This window comes from Streptomyces hygroscopicus subsp. hygroscopicus, assembly GCF_030269125.1.
GTDB lineage: Bacteria > Actinomycetota > Actinomycetes > Streptomycetales > Streptomycetaceae > Streptomyces > Streptomyces hygroscopicus_C.
Map to the genome: position 1 here is coordinate 265,211 of NZ_BSSM01000007.1, position 17,617 is coordinate 282,827.

13 protein-coding genes and 1 pseudogene are annotated in these 17,617 nt (G+C 73.9%); 2 read left to right on the forward strand and 12 right to left on the reverse strand.

Translation table 11 applies throughout. The features are described from left to right. Window positions 1–40: 40 nt before the first annotated feature. Window positions 41–1,477: pseudogene (locus QSK45_RS18260) on the forward strand (hybrid sensor histidine kinase/response regulator); the annotation flags it as partial. Here QSK45_RS18260 and QSK45_RS18265 read toward each other — a convergent pair. Next, entirely contained in the window at window positions 1,467–2,354 is an 888-nt protein-coding gene (locus QSK45_RS18265; RefSeq protein WP_285558116.1) for an SDR family NAD(P)-dependent oxidoreductase, read from the reverse strand. The pseudogene QSK45_RS18260 and the gene QSK45_RS18265 sit on opposite strands and share 11 nt — an antisense overlap. Before the next feature lie 226 nt (window positions 2,355–2,580). Here QSK45_RS18265 and QSK45_RS18270 point away from each other — a divergent pair, with 226 nt between their 5' ends. Continuing rightward, window positions 2,581–3,348 carry an SDR family NAD(P)-dependent oxidoreductase gene (locus tag QSK45_RS18270; RefSeq protein ID WP_285558117.1) on the forward strand — a complete coding sequence of 256 codons (768 nt, stop codon included), beginning with the start codon at window positions 2,581–2,583 and terminating at the stop codon, window positions 3,346–3,348. A 785-nt stretch (window positions 3,349–4,133) separates the two neighbouring features. Here QSK45_RS18270 and QSK45_RS18275 read toward each other — a convergent pair. The 11 genes from QSK45_RS18275 to QSK45_RS18325 form a co-directional block, all read right to left on the reverse strand. Then, window positions 4,134–6,158, reverse strand: coding sequence for a radical SAM protein (locus QSK45_RS18275; protein WP_285558119.1), 2,025 nt, complete (start codon window positions 6,156–6,158; stop codon window positions 4,134–4,136). Window positions 6,159–6,215: 57 nt separating this feature from the next. Then, complete coding sequence (locus tag QSK45_RS18280) at window positions 6,216–7,175, reverse strand: aldo/keto reductase (RefSeq protein ID WP_285558121.1); 960 nt, start codon at window positions 7,173–7,175, stop codon at window positions 6,216–6,218. Further along, entirely contained in the window at window positions 7,172–8,659 is a 1,488-nt protein-coding gene (locus QSK45_RS18285) for a GMC family oxidoreductase (protein ID WP_285558123.1), read from the reverse strand. Before QSK45_RS18285 ends, QSK45_RS18280 begins: the two co-directional genes overlap by 4 nt. Beyond that, window positions 8,656–9,591 carry an adenosine kinase gene (locus QSK45_RS18290; RefSeq protein WP_285558125.1) on the reverse strand — a complete coding sequence of 312 codons (936 nt, stop codon included), beginning with the start codon at window positions 9,589–9,591 and terminating at the stop codon, window positions 8,656–8,658. Before QSK45_RS18290 ends, QSK45_RS18285 begins: the two co-directional genes overlap by 4 nt. A gap of 94 nt (window positions 9,592–9,685) precedes the next feature. Then, window positions 9,686–10,513: an HAD family hydrolase gene (locus QSK45_RS18295; protein ID WP_285558127.1), complete on the reverse strand. Its 828-nt coding sequence runs from the start codon at window positions 10,511–10,513 to the stop codon at window positions 9,686–9,688. Continuing rightward, window positions 10,510–11,055 (reverse strand): NUDIX domain-containing protein, encoded by a 546-nt coding sequence (locus QSK45_RS18300; RefSeq protein WP_285558129.1) that lies wholly within the window; start codon window positions 11,053–11,055, stop codon window positions 10,510–10,512. Before QSK45_RS18300 ends, QSK45_RS18295 begins: the two co-directional genes overlap by 4 nt. Then, the gene (locus QSK45_RS18305; RefSeq protein WP_285558132.1) at window positions 11,052–11,942 is read right to left on the reverse strand and encodes an SDR family oxidoreductase; all 891 of its coding nucleotides are present in this window, start codon (window positions 11,940–11,942) and stop codon (window positions 11,052–11,054) included. Before QSK45_RS18305 ends, QSK45_RS18300 begins: the two co-directional genes overlap by 4 nt. Further along, the gene (locus QSK45_RS18310; protein ID WP_285558133.1) at window positions 11,939–12,967 is read right to left on the reverse strand and encodes an ROK family protein; all 1,029 of its coding nucleotides are present in this window, start codon (window positions 12,965–12,967) and stop codon (window positions 11,939–11,941) included. The genes QSK45_RS18305 and QSK45_RS18310 overlap by 4 nt, the downstream gene beginning before the upstream one ends. Beyond that, window positions 12,960–14,066 (reverse strand): sugar phosphate nucleotidyltransferase, encoded by a 1,107-nt coding sequence (locus QSK45_RS18315; RefSeq protein ID WP_285558135.1) that lies wholly within the window; start codon window positions 14,064–14,066, stop codon window positions 12,960–12,962. The genes QSK45_RS18310 and QSK45_RS18315 overlap by 8 nt, the downstream gene beginning before the upstream one ends. Further along, complete coding sequence (locus QSK45_RS18320; protein ID WP_285558137.1) at window positions 14,059–16,161, reverse strand: glycosyltransferase; 2,103 nt, start codon at window positions 16,159–16,161, stop codon at window positions 14,059–14,061. Before QSK45_RS18320 ends, QSK45_RS18315 begins: the two co-directional genes overlap by 8 nt. An 8-nt stretch (window positions 16,162–16,169) precedes the next feature. After that, the gene (locus tag QSK45_RS18325) at window positions 16,170–17,615 is read right to left on the reverse strand and encodes a hypothetical protein (RefSeq protein WP_285558139.1); all 1,446 of its coding nucleotides are present in this window, start codon (window positions 17,613–17,615) and stop codon (window positions 16,170–16,172) included. Window positions 17,616–17,617: the final 2 nt, after the last annotated feature.

Sequence of the window (17,617 nt, forward strand, 5' to 3'; positions counted from 1 at the left end):
CGTGGCGGAGGCGCAGCGCTGGCTCGGCGAACGGCACACCGACATTCCCGAGGCCGTCCGCCGGCTGATCGAGCACAGCAGTTCGGAGATACTCGAGCAGCGGCGCACCCAGGAAATGCTGAGCAAGTCGCAGGAGTTGACCGAACAGCTCCGCGAGCGTTCGAGCGAGCTGGAGCGGCGGGCGGAGCAGCTCGCGGATTCCAAGCGCTTCATGTCCGACTTCCTCGGCACCGTGTCGCACCAGATGCGCACCCCCCTCGGCTCGCTGCTGATCCTGGCCAGGCTGCTGGCCGACAACGGGGACGGGAACCTGACGCCCAAGCAGGTCGACTTCGCCAGGACCATCCACGGGGCCGGCTCCGACCTGCTCCGGCTGCTCGAGAACCTCGTCGAACTGTCCATGTTCGAGGAGGGGAAGAAGGAGGTCTCGCCGACCCGCATCGCTCTGGTTCAGGTGGTCGACCACGTGGCGGATCTGTTGCGGCCGCTGACGGAGGAGAAGGGGCTCGACTTCTCGGTGCGGGTCTCGCCCGAGTTGCCCGCCACGTTCCACACCGACGAGCAGCGGCTCCTCCAGGTACTGCGCAACCTGCTGTCGAACGCGGTGAAGGTCACCGATGCCGGCGAAGTGGAGCTGGTGGTCCATGCGGCGGGTGCGGACGTGCCGGAGCCGATCCGGAAGCAGTTCCTGGAGAGGGGGGTGCCGCGTACGGGGGGCGAGGCGGTGATCGCGTTCTCGGTGACCGGCGCCGGCGTCGGCATGGCTCCGGACAGGATGGAGGCCACGTTCGAACTCGTCGGCCAGGACGCCGCGACGGGCCGCGCGTTCGGCGGCACGGGCCTGGGCCTGTCGATCAGCCGGGAGATCGCGCGTCTGCTCGGGGGCGGGATCTTCGTGACGAGCGAGCCGGGCCGCGGCTCGTCGTTCACCCTGTATCTGCCGCTGAACGCCCCGGCCCCCGAGCCGGGCGGTCCCGCACCGGCCACGCCACCGGCTTCGCAGGCCGGAGCGGTCGCTGCGAAGGGCCCTGCCCGACCCGACCGCACCAGGGCGTTCGGAGGCGAGAAGGTCCTGATCGTGGACGACGACATCCGCAGCGTGTTCGCGGTCACCACCGTGCTGGAGTCTCACAACCTGAACGTGGTGTACGCCGAGAACGGCAGGGAAGGCATCGAAGCCCTCGAGCGGAACGAGGACACGGCGCTCGTGCTGATGGACATCGCCATGCCGGAGATGGACGGATACACGGCCATCAGGGCCATTCGGCAGATGCCGCGGTTCACGGGCCTGCCGATCATCGTACTGACCGCCAAGGCCATGGCCGCCGACCGTGAGGAGGCGATCCGCTGCGGAGCCTCCGAGTTCATGACGAAGCCGATCGATCCCGATCGGCTGCTCGCGATGATCCGGCAGTGGACACAAGAGCACCCGTACCGCCCCGGTCGGAGCGGCACGGGAGGCCGGTTCACGGGGTGAGCAGGCGGTCCTGTTCGGCCAGGGGCGTGCCCCCGTACCAGTCCAGGGCCTTGCCGAAGCGGATCAACCCGCCGTACAGGGCGGGGTCGACGGGCGTGGCGAGGACGACGTCGAGCACGGCCGACGCGGCGTCGGCGGGCGACCGCGCCTGGCTGAAGTCGCTGAACCAGGGCCGGGAGGTCGCGGTGTCGACCATGCCGGGGCAGACCGCGGCGATCAGGGTGTCGGTCGCGAGGTCGCGCTCGCGGCGTTCCGCGGCGAGGGCGCGTACGGCGGCGACCTGGGCCACCTTCGAGGGCACGTTCAGCCAGCGCGGCCAGCCCGCCTCCTCGGCGGTGCCGGCGTGGACGGCGTCGCGCCACGCCTCGACGGCCGCCTCGACCTGGTCGAGGCTCGCGCCGTCGAACAGGTGATGCAGCCGGGGGTCCAGGCGGCCGAGGGTGCCGAGGCTGCTCGCCACGACCAGGAGCCGGCCACCCGGGCGCAGTACCGGGCCGAAGCGCCGCAGGATCGCGTGCGTGGCGGTGTTGGAGACGTCGATGAACTCGTCCGCCCGCGCGGACTGCGACTCCTCGGGCAGCAGCCGGGCCACCGCGTTGGACAGGACGATGTCGACGCCTGCGTGGCGGACCCGCAGGTCCTCGGCCAGCCGGGCGATGGCGTCGGTGTCGGTGACGTCGAGGACCCGGCCCTCGACGCGCGCGCGGGTACCGGGCAGCAGGGTCACCTCGCGGGCGGCGTCCGCCACGCGTCGCCGGTCGCGGCCGGTCAGGAGAACCAGGTCGTCCGGGCCCATGCGGGCCGCCAGCCCTTCGACGAGCGCACGGCCGAGTCCTTGGTTGGCGCCCGTGACGAGAGCGATTCGGGAAACGTTCACACCAGCCACGGTAGGAATCACATCACCATGCGTCCAACGAAAGCAGGGCATGGGCATTATGTGCGATTCCTGTGGGCCCTCGCGGACGAGCCCCCTCTCGTCCGCGTCTCCCCGGGACCGGCCCGGTGTCCGCTGTCCGGGTCAGGCGACCGCGAGGTGTGCGCGGTTCGTCCTCTTCGCACCCCTACGCTTCGCCACGGCCCACCGTGCAGAGAGGACTCACCCCATGCCAGCTCCCGTGGTCGTCATCACCGGCGCGCTCAGCGGAATCGGGCGGGCCACCGCCCTGGCCTACGCCCGGCTGGGCGCCGACGTCGTGGTCTCGGGGCGGCACGAGGAGCGCGGTGCGGAACTCGCCGGGGAACTCGAGGGCATGGGGGCGCGGGCCCTGTTCGTGCGGGCCGACGTACGCAGGGACGACGACGTCCGCGATCTCGTCGACCGGGCCGTCGATCGCTTCGGCGGGATCGACGTCGCCCTCAACAACGCCGGCACCGAAGGGTGGACGGGGCCGATCACCGCCGTCACGGACGACGCCTACGCGGCCACCTTCGACACCAACGTCAAGGGGACCCTGCTGAGCATGAAGCACGAGTTCCGTGTCATACAGGAGCACGGCGGCGGCAGCATCGTCAACGTCAGCTCCATCTACGGCCGGATGGGCTACCCGGAGGTCTCCGTCTACGCCGGTAGCAAGCACGCCGTCATCGGGTTCACCAAGGCGGCCGCCCTCGAAGGCGCCGCGCACGGCATCCGGGTGAACGCCGTGGCCCCCGGCTTCACCCGGACCGGGATGTACGAGCGGGTCACCGGCGACGACCGGACACGGGCGGCGGTGAACTCCGTCCTGCCCCTACGCCGTCCCGGCACCCCGGAAGAGGTGGCCGAGGCTGTGCTCTTCCTCGGTTCCGACAAGGCCGCGTACATCACCGGCCAGACCCTGACCCTGGACGGAGGCCTCATGGCGGGCTCACCGCTCTTCCCCGGCGACTGACCCGGCCCACGACCCAGCGCCTGACCGGTGCGTGATCCTGCTCCCGCCCCGCCCCGCCCCGCCCCGCTCCCTGTCCGTCCTGCGACCCGGTGCCGAACTGGCCCTCGCCGCGGCCCCTGGTCGGCCTCCGACTTGGTGTCCGGCCTCGCCGCGATCCGGCGCCTGTCCCGGCCCTCGACTCGGTGCCGGACTGGCCCGCGCCGCGGCCCCTGGTCGGCCTCCGACTCGGTGTCTGGCCTCGCCCCGATCCGGCGCCCGACCTGATGCCTGATGCGGCTCACGTCCCGGTGCCTGACCGGGCCTCCGTGCCGATGCCCGATCCGATGCCTGATGCGGCTCCCGCCTTGGTGCCATGACCTCGCCCCGACCCGGCGCCTGACCGGTTCCTGACCGGTTCCTGGCCGGTTCCTGGCCCGGTGCCTTGATCCGGTCCCGTCCTGCTGCCCCCACCCGGTGCCTGACCTCGTTCCGCCCTGGTGCCCGACCGGCGTTTGACCGGCCTTCGCACCGGTGCCCACAGCGGGCCCCTGCCTACCTTCGACCCGCCCCCTGACGGGTCCTTGACCCGGCCCACGACTTGGTGCCGGACCCGTTCCGTTCCGGTGCCCTGATGCAGCTCCCGCAGCGGTCCCCGGCCGGCCTCGGACTCGGCCCCGTCCCGGTGTCCGGCCGGCCCCTGACCGGCTGCCGCCGCGGCCCCTGGCCGGCCCCGGCTCGGCCCCCGTCCAGGCCCCCGTCCACCCCTGGCCGGCGTCAGACCCCGTGTCCGGTGCCCGTTCCCCGGGTCACCCGGTGGTCAGCGCACGGGGCCTCAGCTCGGCGCCGCGGCGGCGCACGGTGTGCGGGGTGCGCAGTTCGTGGGTGAGGAGGCGGGCGGCGAGGCCGGTGCGGTCCTCGGGGGCGAGGGCGGTCACGGCGGCGATCAGCTTCTCCGCGGTGGCCCCGTCGACGGTGGCCGGGAGGGGCTCCTGGCCCAGGAGGCGGGCCGTCTCCGGGTCCAGCGGGGCCCCGTCCCCGGCGGGCGGGGCGAGGAGCACACGGCGCAGGGGCTCGGCGGCCTCGTCCGGCAGCAGCTCGGCGTAGCCGGGCAGCTCGGCGTCGGGGGCGATCAGCAGCAGGTGCTTGGCGATGAGGGCGGCCTCCGGGAAGGGGGTGCGCACGGCCAGCGGGGCCAGCGTCTCGGGGGAGAGGCCGAGGACGCAGCCCGCGTGCAGCAGCACCTCGCGGACGCGGGTCGCCCCGGGGGCGTCGGGCAGCAGGGCACCGGTGCGGGCGAGGAAAGCGGCGACGGTCTCCTCGGCGGCCGTGCCGTCGACCTGCTCGGTGCCCCGGTAGTAACGCGTCACGTAGGCGTACCACCAGGCGAGCTGGACCTCGTACAGCTCGCCCACCACCGACTCGTACGCCTCCTTGGGCAGCAGCTCCCGCAGGGCCGGCACCAGCTCGCGGTAGAGGAGGCGGATCCAGGTGTGCGGTGAGCGCTGGATGCCCCAGCACTCGCCGTGCGCGTAGTCCCCGACCAGCTCGGCGATGCTCAGCTCCCCGGCGGCGAACTCGGAGCGCACCCCGGTCCCGGTGGTCTCGAAGCGGTAGAAGTGGTCGGCGGACCGAGGCGGCCGGGGCGTGGGCAGCACCTGGTCGATCAGCTGCTCCAGCTCCGCGTACCGGGAGTGGAGCCGATCGAGGTCGAGGGTCAGGCGCGGGAACAGCGGATCGGTGAACTGCCGCTTGAACTTGGCGATCTCCTCGGAGAGCGCCTGGTAGAGGAACACCTTGTCGAAGCGGTGGCTGAACGACAGCCCGATGTACGGGAAGACGGTGCAGCTGCGGCACTCGGAGCGGTGGCCCACCTCCTCGTCCCGCACCCGCAGGAACTCCGGGTCCTCGACCAGCTCGCGCAGCGGGCGGTCCCAGGCGACCGAGTTGTCGAAGGCGTGGTAGCAGGGCAGGACGAGCCGCCCGTCGGGGCCGACCGTCAGGATCCGCTTGTTGGCGTAGCAGTCGGTGGGCGCGCTCGGGTCCAGGGTCTCCATGTACTTGCGGAAGTGCAGGTTGACCAGGGCGAACGGCTGGTGCAGCAGGCGTATCAGCTCCTCGGCGATCGGCCCGCCGGTCGGTTCCGACTCGTCCATCCGTCCCGCCCGGCCCGCCACGGCGTCGGCGAGCGGCTTGCCGTTCTGCTCGATCAGTTTCAGCTTGCGCGCCGTCCGGTTGGTGTCGCGGACGGTGTCCTGCTCGTCGAAGTACTCGAACATGCCGGAGAAGTACACGGTGATCCGGTTCTCGTGGGCGAAGCGCAGCAGATCCGGTATCTCGTCCACGTTCTCCCGGGTCACCACGCAGATCAGCTTGAGGTTGCCGCTGCCGGTGGCGATGACCTTCCGGATGACGTCCAGGGCCCGGTCCAGGGTGGGCACCCCGCGGATCTGCCGGTAGCGGTCGGGCCGCAGCGTGTCCAGGGAGACGTTCATGGTGTCGACGTACGGCACGATCGCGTCGATGTGCTGGGCGAACCGGATGCCGTTGCTGGTGATCTCCACGGCCATGCCGAGCGACTTGGCGTACTGCACGATGCCGTCGATGTGCGGGTGCAGCACCGGCTCGCCGCCCGTGAAGTCGACGTAGCGCACGCCGAGTTCGTACAGCTCGTCCAGGATCCGGCGGGCCCGCTCCAGGGTGAGTTCCTCGTAGCCCTTGAACTTGTCGTCCTGCCAGACGTTGCAGTAGCCGCAGAGCGAGTTGCAGCGGAAGGTGATGTAGAAGCGGGCCGAGGTCAGCCGGCCCCGGTCGGTGGTGGTGCTCGCGGTCACGGGTCATTCTCCGTCGGTCGGGTGCGGCGGGCGGGAGCGGGCGGGGGGAGGCGTCGGTCAGGGCAGCGGCGCGCCCCGCGCCGCGATCCACAGCTCGTACCACTCCTCGTGCGTGAGGTCCGGCGCGCGCAGTGCCGCGTCCCGGCAGGCGCGGATCCGTTCGGGGCGGCTGGTGCCGATCACCGGGACGAGGCCGGCGGGATGGCGGGCCAGCCACCACAGCAGGACCGTCTCGGGGGTGGTGTCCTTGCTCCGGGCCAGCCGGCGCAGCAGCCGGGCGGCAGGGTTGTCGGCGTCCCCCGTGTACCGGCCCCGGGCCAGCGCGCCCCACGCCTGGAGCTGGATGCCCCGGTCGACGCACGCCTCCAGGGTGCCCTCGGGAAAGCCGCCCGAGGCGGCCGCGGAGGTGTTGAGCAGCACCCCCGCCTCGACCCAGTCGCGCCGGTCCAGGCTCATCTCCAACTGGTTGGCCACCAGGGGGAGTTCCAGGCGTGCCTGGAGATGGGCGATCTGGGCGCCGCTCATGTTGGAGACACCGAACCGGCGTACCAGCCCCTGCCGGTGCAGCTTGTGCAGGGCTGCGGCGATCTCGTCGGGGCCGGTCAGCGGGTCGGGGCGGTGCAGCAGCAGGGTGTCGATCACGTCGGTGCGCAGGCGCGCGAGGCTCTCCTCGACCCGCCGGACGATCGAGTCCGCCCGCAGGTCGTACCACCCCGGCCGGTCCCCCTCGGCGAGCCGGATCCCGCACTTGGTCTGCACGGTGATCCGCTCGCGCAGCCCCGGCGTCCGGGCCAGCACCTCGCCGAACACCGACTCCGACTTGCCGAACCGGTAGATGTCCGCGAGGTCGAACACGGTGATCCCGCACTCCAGCGCCGCCGCCACGGCGGCCTGGGCGCGGTCCACGTCCTCGGTGGTGTACGGCGCGCGGTCCCAGCCGCCGCCGAGCCCCATGCAGCCGTAGATCAGCCGCGCCCCGGGCGCCCGGCCGGAGGGTTCGGTGGATATGTCCGTCAACGGGCCGCCTCCTTCAAGGCGTCGGCGAGGAGTTCGGCCGCGGCGAGCACCGGGAACTGGGTGTTGGCCGCGGGCACGGAGGGCAGCACGGAGGCGTCGGCGACGCGGAGGTTGGACACGCCGTGCACGCGGCCCGCGCCGTCGGTGACCGCCAGCGGGTCGGTCGCGGGGCCCATGGCACAGGTGCCGACCGGGTGCCAGTACGTACCGAGCCGGGAGCGCAGCCCGGCGTCGGTCAGCTCCCCGGAGGGCACGGCGCCGGCCAGCGGGGCGAGCGCCGAGGTGGCGGCGAGCCGTTGGGCGATCTCCAGGCCCTCGCGCAGCACCGCCATGTCGCGGCCGCCCGGGTCGGTGAGGAACCCGGGGTCGATGTCGAGGGGTTCTGCGGGGTCGGCGGAGCGCAGCCGGACCCGGCCGCGGGAGGCGGGCTTCATCAGGAAGGCGGCGACGCCGGCCTCGTACTGGCCCGGCGGCAGGCTGCCGAACAGCGGGTCCCCGGCGGAGGGCAGGATGTGCAGGTCCCAGCCGCCCGCCGGGCAGTGCGTGCTGGCGGCCCGGATCAGCATCCGGCTGACGTACAGCTCGCCTTCCTTCTCCTGCGCGGCCAGCGCCGCGTTGAGGTCCGGCGTCGGCGCCAGGGGTACGAACACCCCGGGCTGGTCGGACAGGTTGGCGCCGACGCCCGGCAGATCCACCTCGGCCCGTACGCCCGCCTCGCGCAGCTCGTCCGCCGGTCCGATGCCGCTGCGCAGCAGCAGGCCGGCCGAGCCGAAGGTGCCGCAGGCGAGGACGTAGGTGTCCGCGGTCAGCGTCTCGGTCCGCCCGTCCACGACGACCTCGGCGCCCACGACCTCACCGCCGTCGAGCAGCAGCCGGTTCGCCGTCGCCTCGCCGAGGACCGTGAGGTTGGCGCGGGAGCGGGCCGGGCCGAGGTAGCCGAAGGCCGCGTTCCAGCGCAGCCCGTCGAGCGCGTTGAGCAGCGGCGTGCCGCAGCCGGGCGCGCCCGGGACGCCCATGTCGACTTCCTCGTAGCCGAGTTCGCGCGCACCCGCGAGCGCCGCGCGTGCCCAGACACTGAACTCCCGCTCGGGCACGGGTCGTAGCCGCATGGCCGCCGCCGCCCGCTTCCGGTACGGCGCCATCGCGGCGGCGGACCAGCGGGGGCCGCCCGCCCGGGTCCACTCCTCGTGGTCGGCGTCCGAACCCCAGGTGTGCCAGCACCCGTTGACGCAGGAGGAGCCGCCCAGCACCCGGGCACGCAGCCGGTGCACGGCGACCCCGCGCTCCCACATGTGGTCGCGGGGCAGGGCGTGCGCGTCGAGCAGCGTGCGTGGCCAGCGTGCACGGTCCACGCCGTGGTCCGGCCCGGCCTCCACCAGGCAGACCCCGCGCGCCGGGTCCTCGCTGAGCCGGGCGGCGAGCACACAGCCCGCCACGCCGCCGCCGAGCACCAGCACGTCGTGGTGTCCTGTGACAGGGCTCATCCGCCCACCTTGGCGGCCTGCTCGTCGGCGTCCGACTCGGCGACCCGGGCGAGGAGTTCGTCCCGCCCGATGGCGTCGGCGCGCGTCGAGGGCACGGTGCAGGCGTGGGCGCCGGCGACCGCGCCGTAGCGGGCGCAGCGCAGCGGGTCGGCGCCGTCCAGCCAGCCGAGCAGGAAGGCGGAGGCGAAGGCGTCGCCCGCGCCGTTGGAGTCCACGACGGGCTCGGGCGGGGCGACCGCCGGCACATGCGTCAGCTCGCCGTCGACCAGCAGGTACGCGCCCTCGGCGCCCGCGGTGGCCACGACGATCCGGGCCCGGCCGCGCGCCGCGACGTCCCGCATGGTGTGCTCCGGGTCGGCCAGCGCGGTGGTGGACAGGAAGACCAGGTCCGCGGCGAGCGCGAAGGGCTCGTGGTACGGGTTGACGCCGTCCCAGTTGTGCAGGTCCGTCGAGACGGTCAGCCCGGCCTCGCGCAGCACCGGCAGGGCGTGCGCGCACGGGTAGGTGATCACCACGTGCGCGTGCCGGCTCGCGGCCGCCAGGGCGCGCAGGGTGTCCTCGGGCAGCCGGTCGGACTCCTGACTGCGGGTGTCGTCGTACAGGGACAGTCGCCGTCCGTCCGGGCCGACCAGGTTGACCGCGCGCTTGGTGCCCGCGGCGGAGGGCACGGCGGTGAGCGGGATGCCCCGGTCCCGGTGCAGCGCGCGCACCAGGTCGCCCTCCGGGTCGTCGCCGACCAGGTCGATGTGGTGGGCGCGCAGGCCCAGGGCGGTGACCCCGAGCGCGACGAAGTCGCCGCTCTGTCCGGCGCGGGTCACGATGCCCGGCCGGATCATGTAGCTGTCGGCGTAGGGGATCGGCAGTTCCGGGACGTGGACGACGGTGTCCACGCCCGCGCCGCCCAGGACGAGGACGTCGGTCTCGGTGGTCATGGCAGTCGGCTCGTTTCTCTCACGTGGGGTGGAGTCCATCGGGGTGGTGAGTCAAGCAGCCGCCCGCAGCGCTGGCAAGAACTTGCTGAAATTTTCAGCAACTTGCACCAGCGGCCGGGCGGTTCGACGGGAACAGGCGTTCAAGGACCGCCGCCACGCCGTCCTCCTCGTTGCCGGGCGCGATCTCGTCGGCGCGGCGCTTCAGTTCGGGGTGGGCGTTGCCCATGGCGACCCCGTGCCCGGCCCAGGCGAGCATCGGGATGTCGTTGGGCATGTCCCCGAACGCCACCGTGTCGGCGGCGCCGAACCCCAGCCGGCGCGCGGCCTCGGCGAGCCCGCGCGCCTTGTCCACCCCGTCGGGCAGCAGTTCGACCATGCCCTCGCCGGAGTGGGTGACCCCGATCCGCCCGGCGCACACGGAGTGAGCGAGGGCGGCCAGAGCGTCGTCGTCCAGCGCCCGGCTGCGGATGAGGACCTTCTCCACGGGTCGCGTCCACAGCCCCTCCGCGTCCTCGACGAGCCGCCAGCCGTGCCGCACCCGCTCCCCGAAACCCGGCGTGACCAGGAACTCCCCGGACAGCCCCGCGGTCACCACGCCGAGCGCCAGCGGGCCCGCCGCCTCGGCGATCCGCGCCACCAGCGTCCGTACGACGTCCCGGTCGAGGGTCGCCGAGGACAGCAGCCGGTCGGCGCCGACGTCGTACAACTGCGCCCCCTGCCCGCAGACGGCGATCCCCCCGTACCCCAGCGGGGCCAGCAGGTCCCGGCAGCCCGCGGCCGGCCGGCCCGTCACCACCAGGTGCCGGGCGCCGGCGGCGGCGGCCCGGTCGAGCGCGGCCCGCGTCCGCGGGGAGACGGTGAGGTCGCCGCGCAGCAGGGTGCCGTCGAGGTCGGTGGCGACGACCCTGTAGCGCGCGGTCACCCGCCCTCGCCCCGGCGCAGTTCCAGCAGGGTGTACGCGGCCAGCGTCGCCGCGTCGGTGATCCGGCCGGCGCGCACGAGGTCGCGCCACTCGGCCGGCCCGGCCCGGCACTGGCGCATGTCGGCCTCGCTCGCCTCGCGTTCGGGCGGCCCCTGCGTCAACTCCTCGGCCAGGAAGACATGACAGCCCTGGCTGGCGTAGCCGTAGGCGACGTGCACCCGGCCCAGATACGTCATCCGGGCGGCCCGCAGCCCGGTCTCCTCGCGCAGTTCGGCGCGGGCCAGTTCGAGCGGCGGAGCGCCTTCGTGCCCGGCGGGCCAGGAGCCCTGCGGGAACTCCCAGTAGCGGCCCGCGACCGGGTAGCGGTACTGCTCGACCAGATGCAGACCGCCGTCGCCGTCCCGGGGGATCACCAGGGCGTAGTCCGGCTTGTCCACCACGCCGTACAGGCCCGTGCTCCCGTCGGGGCGCCGGATGTCGTCCTCCCGGACGGTCATCCACGGGTTGCGGTAGACCTCGCGCGAGCGCACGGTGCGGATCACGGGGCGGCCTCCAGCAGATCGCGGACCCCCTCGGCGACCCCGCGCACCCGCAGCCCGTGCCTGCGCAGCACATCGTCCAGGAGGGTGCTGGTCAGACAGGTGTGGGCGGGCCGGCTCGCGTACCGCCCCCGCGCCCGGGGCACCCGGGCCACCCGCGTCCGGGGCACGCCCAGACCCTCGGCGATCACCTCCGCCCACGCGGCCCGCGAGACCCGGTCCGGGCCGCCGAGGTGCAGCAGTCGGGGTGCCCCGGGCTCCAGGACGGCGGCGGTCACGGCGGCGACGTCCTCGACCGGCACCGGCGTGGTCCACTGGTCGTACGGCGCCTCCACCTGCTCCCCGGCGCGCAGCCGGTGGGCGCAGGAGGCGAAGAAGTTCAGCCACTTGGCGGAGTCCGCGGGTTCCCAGCCGTAGACCAGGCTCACCCGCAGCACGGTCGCGTCGGGCGCCGCGCCGACGATCCGCTCGGCGGCCAGCTTGGCCCTGCCGTAGGCGTTCGCGGGCGCCGTGGGGGTGGCCTCGTCGTTGTCGGGACCGCTGCCGTCGAACACGTTGTCCGTGGAGATGAGGACCGTACGACGCCCCCGCGCGGCCGCCGTCAGATGGGCCGCCGCCGCGCTGTGCAGCGCCGTGGCCCGCGCGGGATCGGCCTCGCACCAGGTCACGTCCGAGGGGCCGTGGACCAGCACGAGCCGGTCCGGCCGCACCGAGTCGACCACCCGGGCGCAGTCGTCCGCGTCGGTGGCGTCGAGCCGCACCCAGGGCGCGGGGGGACCCGGCGGCGGGGTGCGCGAGGCGAGCACGGGACTGCCGCCCAGGGCGGTCAGCCGTGCGGCCACGGCCCGTCCGACGAAGCCGCTGCCGACGATCAGCGTGGTCGTGCTCATACGGCCGTCACCGCCCTGCGCCCCACGCCCCGCGCGGCCAGCAGCCGTCCGGCGCCGATCAGCCCGTGGTCGTCGTCCGGGGCGCCGAGCGTCACCATGCGCCGGATGCCGTCGGCGTCCAGACCGAAGCAGCCGAGCCGCTCCAACTCCTCGGTGAGGAGCCGGACATAGCGTGGTCCGACGGCGAGGGCGAAACCGCCCATCAGGATGTAGCGGCGGATGCCGATGGAGGTGAACACCGAGATGATCGCCGAGGCGAGGTAGGGGAGCACGGAGCGCAGGACGCCGGTGGCGAACGGGTCGCCGGCCCGGATCGCGGCGACCAGCGCGGGGTTGTCCAGCCGGTCCGGGTCGGGCGCGGTGGCGCCCAGTGCCGATCGGGCGTAGCCGCCGGGGTCGGCGTGGGCGGCGCGGCGGGCGGCGGCCAGGGTGCCGCGTCCGGAGGCGATGCCGCCGAGGTGGCCCCGGCCGCCGCAGTCGCACCGGGGAGCGCCGGGGGAGGGATCGCAGGGCCAGTGGCCGAGTTCGCCGCCGTGGCCCTCAGCGTCGAGCAGCACCTCGCCCGCCCGGTACACCTTGCTGCCGATCCCGGAACTCACCGTGATCAGGCAGAACGGCGGCTCGTCGGGGCCGTGCACATAGCGCCACGCGGCGGCCGTCAGATCGTTGACGACGACCACGGGCAGGCCGAGGCGGTCCTCCAGCGACTGCCGCACCGGCAGCGGATCGCCGGGGCCGCCCCAGATGGTGGGCGCGGCCAGCGCCCGCCCGTCGGCGGTGACCGGACCGGCGAAGGCCACGGCCAGCGCACTGCTGCCGTGCCGCTCCACCGCCTCGGCGCACAGCCCGGCGAGCTGCTCGCCCACCCGGTCCTGGAGCACCGGGACGGGCGCGCCGGGGTGGCGGTCCAGTCCCTCGGTGGGGGTGCGGCGCACATCGGACAGGGCGCCGGTGGTGAGGTCGTAGCGGGCGGTGCGCAGGGTGGTGCCGCCCAGATCGACCACCGTGCAGGCGGGTTCAGACACGGGCTCCTCCTCGGGGGGCAGCGGGCGCGACGGACTGCACCGTGCCGTCCTCCAGCACGATCGCGGAGTCGATCTCGGCGCCCTCCGGCACCGCGGCACCCGGCAGCAGCACACTGTGGCGCACCCGCGCCCCGGCACCGATCCGCGCCCCCGGGAAGGCGACGCTGTGCTCCAGCAGACCCTCGTTGACCAGGTCGGCGGGCACCAGGCTGCGGGTCACACCGGGAGCGGAGACGACGACCTCGCGCGGCACCTCGGGCCGTACCGTACGGGGGAGTCGGCCGACCGCCAGCGTCGGCCGCTCCCCGGTCAGCGCCAGGTGCGCCCGGTGGTAGCGGTCGACCGTGCCGATGTCCTCCCAGTGCCCCGGCACCTCGTGGCCGAGGATCAGCTCACCGCCCGCCAGCATCGCCGGGATGACGTCCCGGCTGATGTCGTGCTGCCAGCCGGTGCCGTCCAACCGCTCCAGATAGTGGTGGAGCCGGGCCGCGTCGAAGACGCAGAACGCGGCGAACACCAGGTCGCTGGTCGGCTCGGCGGGCTTCTCCACGAACGCGGTCAGCCGCCCCGCCGGGTCGAAGTCGACCATGCCGAAGAGGTGGACGTAGCGCCGCTCGATGCGCTGGTAGGCGAGGGTGAGCGCGGCGCCGGACCCGCGGTGGGCGGCGATCAGCGGCCCGTAGTCGAAGCGGTAGACATGGTCCGCGTGCAGCACCAGCACCTCGGAGGTGTCCGGACCGAACAGGTACGGCGCCTTGCGGATCAGCGCGTCGGCGGTGCCCCGCTCGGGCGTGCCCCCGGGCAGCGGGGGCCGGTAGCCGGCGCCCTCCCGGTACGCGCGGTCGTACGGGCCGAAGTGCACCCGGAAGCCGGGCCGCCACCACGTGCGGTACAGGTCGTCCATCAACTGCCGCTCCTCGTACTGGGACAGCAGCAGCACCTCGTCGAACCCGGACGCCTCGGCGTTGGCGAGCGAGAAGTCGATCAGCCGGCAGGAGCCGCCGAACGGCACCAGCGGCTTGAGCCGGCCGTGCCCCAGCGGTCCCATCCGGCGGCCCTCGCCGCCCGCGAGCAGCGCGGCGCGCACCCCGTCAGCCATGGCGCACCACGTCCCAGGCGGAGCGCCCGTCGGCCAGGGTCAGCAACAGGTCCAATTCCCCTCCGGTGTACGGAAGTTGCTCCAGGTCCAGGATGAACTCGCCCGGCCCGGTCTCGGCGGCCCGGTGGACCGCGGTCCCGCGGCGCCCCGCTCCGGCGGGCTCGGCCCACGTGACCGCTTCGACGCGGGCGGCGCCCGGCAGCCGGTAGGTGAGCCGCCCGTCCGCGACCGAGTGGCGTGCGTCGAGGCGTTCCCGCAGTTCCGGGTCGCCGGCGGCGGCGCGGGCGCAGCGCCCGAAGTCGGCGCGTGCCCAGGCCGCTTCGAACAGGGCGCGGCGTGCCTCGGGGTCCAGGGGGCGGCAGCGGGCGTAGGCGTCGGCGTCCCCGAGCCGGGCGGCGGCCTCGGCGATCGCGTCGCCGTACTCCTCGTACGCCCCCTCGGGCAGCAGGTCGAACCACCCGTGCCTCAGCAGGAGCGGGACGTCCCGCGCGGGCCGCTGCCCCTCCCACAGGGGAAGGAAGGCGTCCAGGTGCCGCCGGGCCGTGTGCTCCCAGGTGAACCGCCGCGCGGTGGCGATGGAGTTCTCCCGCAGCCGCGCGTACTCCTCGGGCCGCTCGCGCAGCAGGGCGGCGGCCTCGTGGATGCGGCGGGCCAGCGCGTCGGCGAGCAGCGAGTCGTCCTCGGCGAAGGAACGGTTGACCGCGAAGCCGGTGGCCCCGGGGGTGTTCAGCGGGTCGGCGACATGACCGAAGTGCGCCATGCCCAGCTGGGCCGTCGCGATCGGCACGGAACCCATGGCCATTGCCTCGCCCTGCGCGATCAGGAACGTGTCCATCTCGAACTTGGACGGGAAGAGGCAGAAGTCCGAGGAGGCCGCGTAGGCCATGATCCTTTCCTCGGCGACCCGTTCGCACTCCAGGTGGATCCGGTCCTTGTGGCGTTCGACCACCTCGCGGATGTACGGGTCGCCGATCCCGTCGTCGCTGAGGCAGCGCAGCACGAAGTTGGCCGCCAGGCCCTCGGCGAGCACGCGGTCGACCGCGCGGAACAGCTCCAGCTGCCCCTTGTGGTTCACGGCGTACCGGGCGTTGTGGAAGAACGTGGGCAGCGCGGGGTCCAGGCCGAGGCCCCCCAGCACGGCCGCGCGGTCCACGGCGGGCCGCTCCGGAGCGGTCCAGCGCTCCCCGATGGCACAGCCCCCGACGAAGCTCTTGTGCGCGTTGCGGCGCACCGTCTCGTGCACGGGCAGCCGCCGGAACGGCTCCTCGAAGGGGGTGCCGGCGAAATCGGTGTAGAACTCCAGGTGCCCCGGCGAGAGGAAGTCGACCAGGTCGGCGTGATCGGCGACCAGGTCGTACACGCCGACGTGCCCGGGTCCGTACTCGTAGTGCAGATGGGTGCGTTGCTGGTAGGCGCCGCGCGGGGACGGCTCACCCTGACCGGCTTCCTCGGCGGGCAGGGTGACCGGCGCGTCCAGGAAGCGGAGGAGCCGTTCGACCTTGGGCCGGTACACCTTTTTGGTGATCGGCATGTTGCTCTGCACGGTTCCCACGACCAGCTTCGAAGGGTCGGCGCGGAAGGCCGCCGGCATCAGGTAGTGGTAGTACGGCTCATGGGCGTGCACGAGCGCCTTCTCGCCCCCGAACCGGGCGCGCACGAACCGCACGGTGTCCACCTGGTAGGCCAGCGGCTTGAAGAAGACCAGGTCGTGGCCCTTGCTGTGGTACGGCGGGTAGAAGCGGTCGGGGAGCGCGTCCAGCAGTTCGTTGGACAGGAAGTACAGGTCGACGCCGGCCAGGCGCAGCCGGTGCGCGGTCGTGGTCAGCGGGATGCCCACCTCGGCCGGGAAGCGCTCGCCCCAGGTGTCCGGGTCGAGGACGAGCGGGAGCTCGTAGGTGTCCTCGTAGTCCAGGGTCTCCAGGTCGTAGGAGGCGCGCAGTTCGGCCAGGCGGCCGTGGGCGGGGGTGACGACCGAGACGCGGTGGCCCGCGTCGGCGAAGGCGGTGGAGAGGTTCCACAGGTAGACGGAGATGCCGCCCTGGAGGAAGCGGTGGTCGAAGCCCCCGCACTCGAAGTAGGTCTCGATGATGTGCACGGGTGTCCTCATCCGCTGGCCGGCAGGCCGCTTGCCTCCACGGCGTGCCGCAGGTTGATCGCCGCGTGGTAGGCGCGGTCGTGGGCGTAGGCGTAGTCGAGCTCGTGGATCAGCCGGCGCAGCCTCAGCAGCCGCCACGCGGGATGCGCGTCCCGCTCCGGACCCGCGTCGGCCAGCAGGTTCCCGGCCCGCGCGGCCCACAGCCCCGCCGCCCGCCGGAGCCGGGCGAGACCCGCCAGCCTCTCCTCGGTCCAGCCGGGCGTGTCGGGGCGCGCGCCCGCCGCCTGGAGCAGCGCGGTGCGGCAGGTGTCCTCCGGGTCCATGCCGAGGACGTCGGCCGCGTGGTCGGAGAACTCGTCCGCCGTGAAGATCTCCAGGCCCCGGGTCAGGGCGGCCAGGTCCTGCCACGGCGACTGCGCGGTGGCCGGGTCGGCCGGGTCGGCGAGCGGAGTGGACAGGTCGATGACGCACAACTCCCAGCTGCCGTCGGCGCGTTCGCCGCGCAGGACGTGGGACAGGTGGAGATCGCCGTGGCAGGGTCCGGCGGGCCAGGGCCGTGCCGGCAGCCCGGCGATGCGGGTCAGCTCCCGGGACAGACCGGTCGCGGCCGCCTCGCGCACGGGTACCGGGTAGCGGGTGTCGGCGAGGATCAGCGGGGTGAGCCGGGAGAGCCGTTCGGCGGCCTCCGCGAGGACCGCCCCGGCGGGGAACTCCGGGTGCGGGCCGAGGCGTTCGGCCAGCTCCTGGTGGAAGTCGCGCAGGAACAGTCCGGTCGCCCGCAGCGGCGCGATCAGGTCCCGCTGGGAGGCGTCCACCGCCGTGGCCGGCTCGACACCGTCGGCCAGCAGCGGCCACAGCGCCCTGATCCCCGCCCGCAGCGGCACGTTGAGGCCCTCGCCCCGCGCGAACCGGTACAGCACCCCGAGGGGCTCGCGCGCCCCCGTCGCCGTGTCCACGTACGTGTAGTCGCCCACCGGCTGCTGGGTGCGCCCGCCGTCCGCCATCAGGCGCAGCAGCTCGGCCTCCCGGTTGCCGGTGCCGATCCGCCGGTAGCTCTTGTGGGTGTGCGCGGTGCCGCCCAGGTCGATCAGGGACAGCGCGTTGGAGCACCAGCCGGGGTCGAAGGGCAGGGGGCCCCGGTAGGCGGCGGGCGCCCCCCGGAACTCGATCGTGTTGCCGCGCCCGGTGGGCAGCCGCAGCCCGTCGCGCAGCGCGCCGACCACCGCCCGGTCGAACGCCTGCGTACCGGCGGCGGACCGCCCCGGGTCGGCGTCGAGCACCGGCACGAACCAGCGGCCCTCGCCCGCCGCGACCAGCAGCAACCGGACCTCGCCGAGCACCGCCTGGTCGTACAGCTCGAAGGGGCCCCGGCGCCCGGCCTCGTCCATCCAGGGGGCGGCGCGCAGCAGTCCGACGGTCGCGGGCGCGGGGGCGCCGGGCAACAGGGTGTCCATGG

Bases quoted from the DNA above. Each gene is read 5' to 3' on its own strand.
- QSK45_RS18315 (WP_285558135.1), bottom strand. From the start codon at position 14,066: ATGGCTGACGGGGTGCGCGCCGCGCTGCTCGCGGGCGGCGAGGGCCGC.
- QSK45_RS18305 (WP_285558132.1), bottom strand. From the start codon at position 11,942: ATGAGCACGACCACGCTGATCGTCGGCAGCGGCTTCGTCGGACGGGCC.
- QSK45_RS18325 (WP_285558139.1), bottom strand. From the start codon at position 17,615: ATGGACACCCTGTTGCCCGGCGCCCCCGCGCCCGCGACCGTCGGACTG.
- QSK45_RS18270 (WP_285558117.1), top strand. From the start codon at position 2,581: ATGCCAGCTCCCGTGGTCGTCATCACCGGCGCGCTCAGCGGAATCGGG.
- QSK45_RS18290 (WP_285558125.1), bottom strand. From the start codon at position 9,591: ATGACCACCGAGACCGACGTCCTCGTCCTGGGCGGCGCGGGCGTGGAC.
- QSK45_RS18285 (WP_285558123.1), bottom strand. From the start codon at position 8,659: ATGAGCCCTGTCACAGGACACCACGACGTGCTGGTGCTCGGCGGCGGC.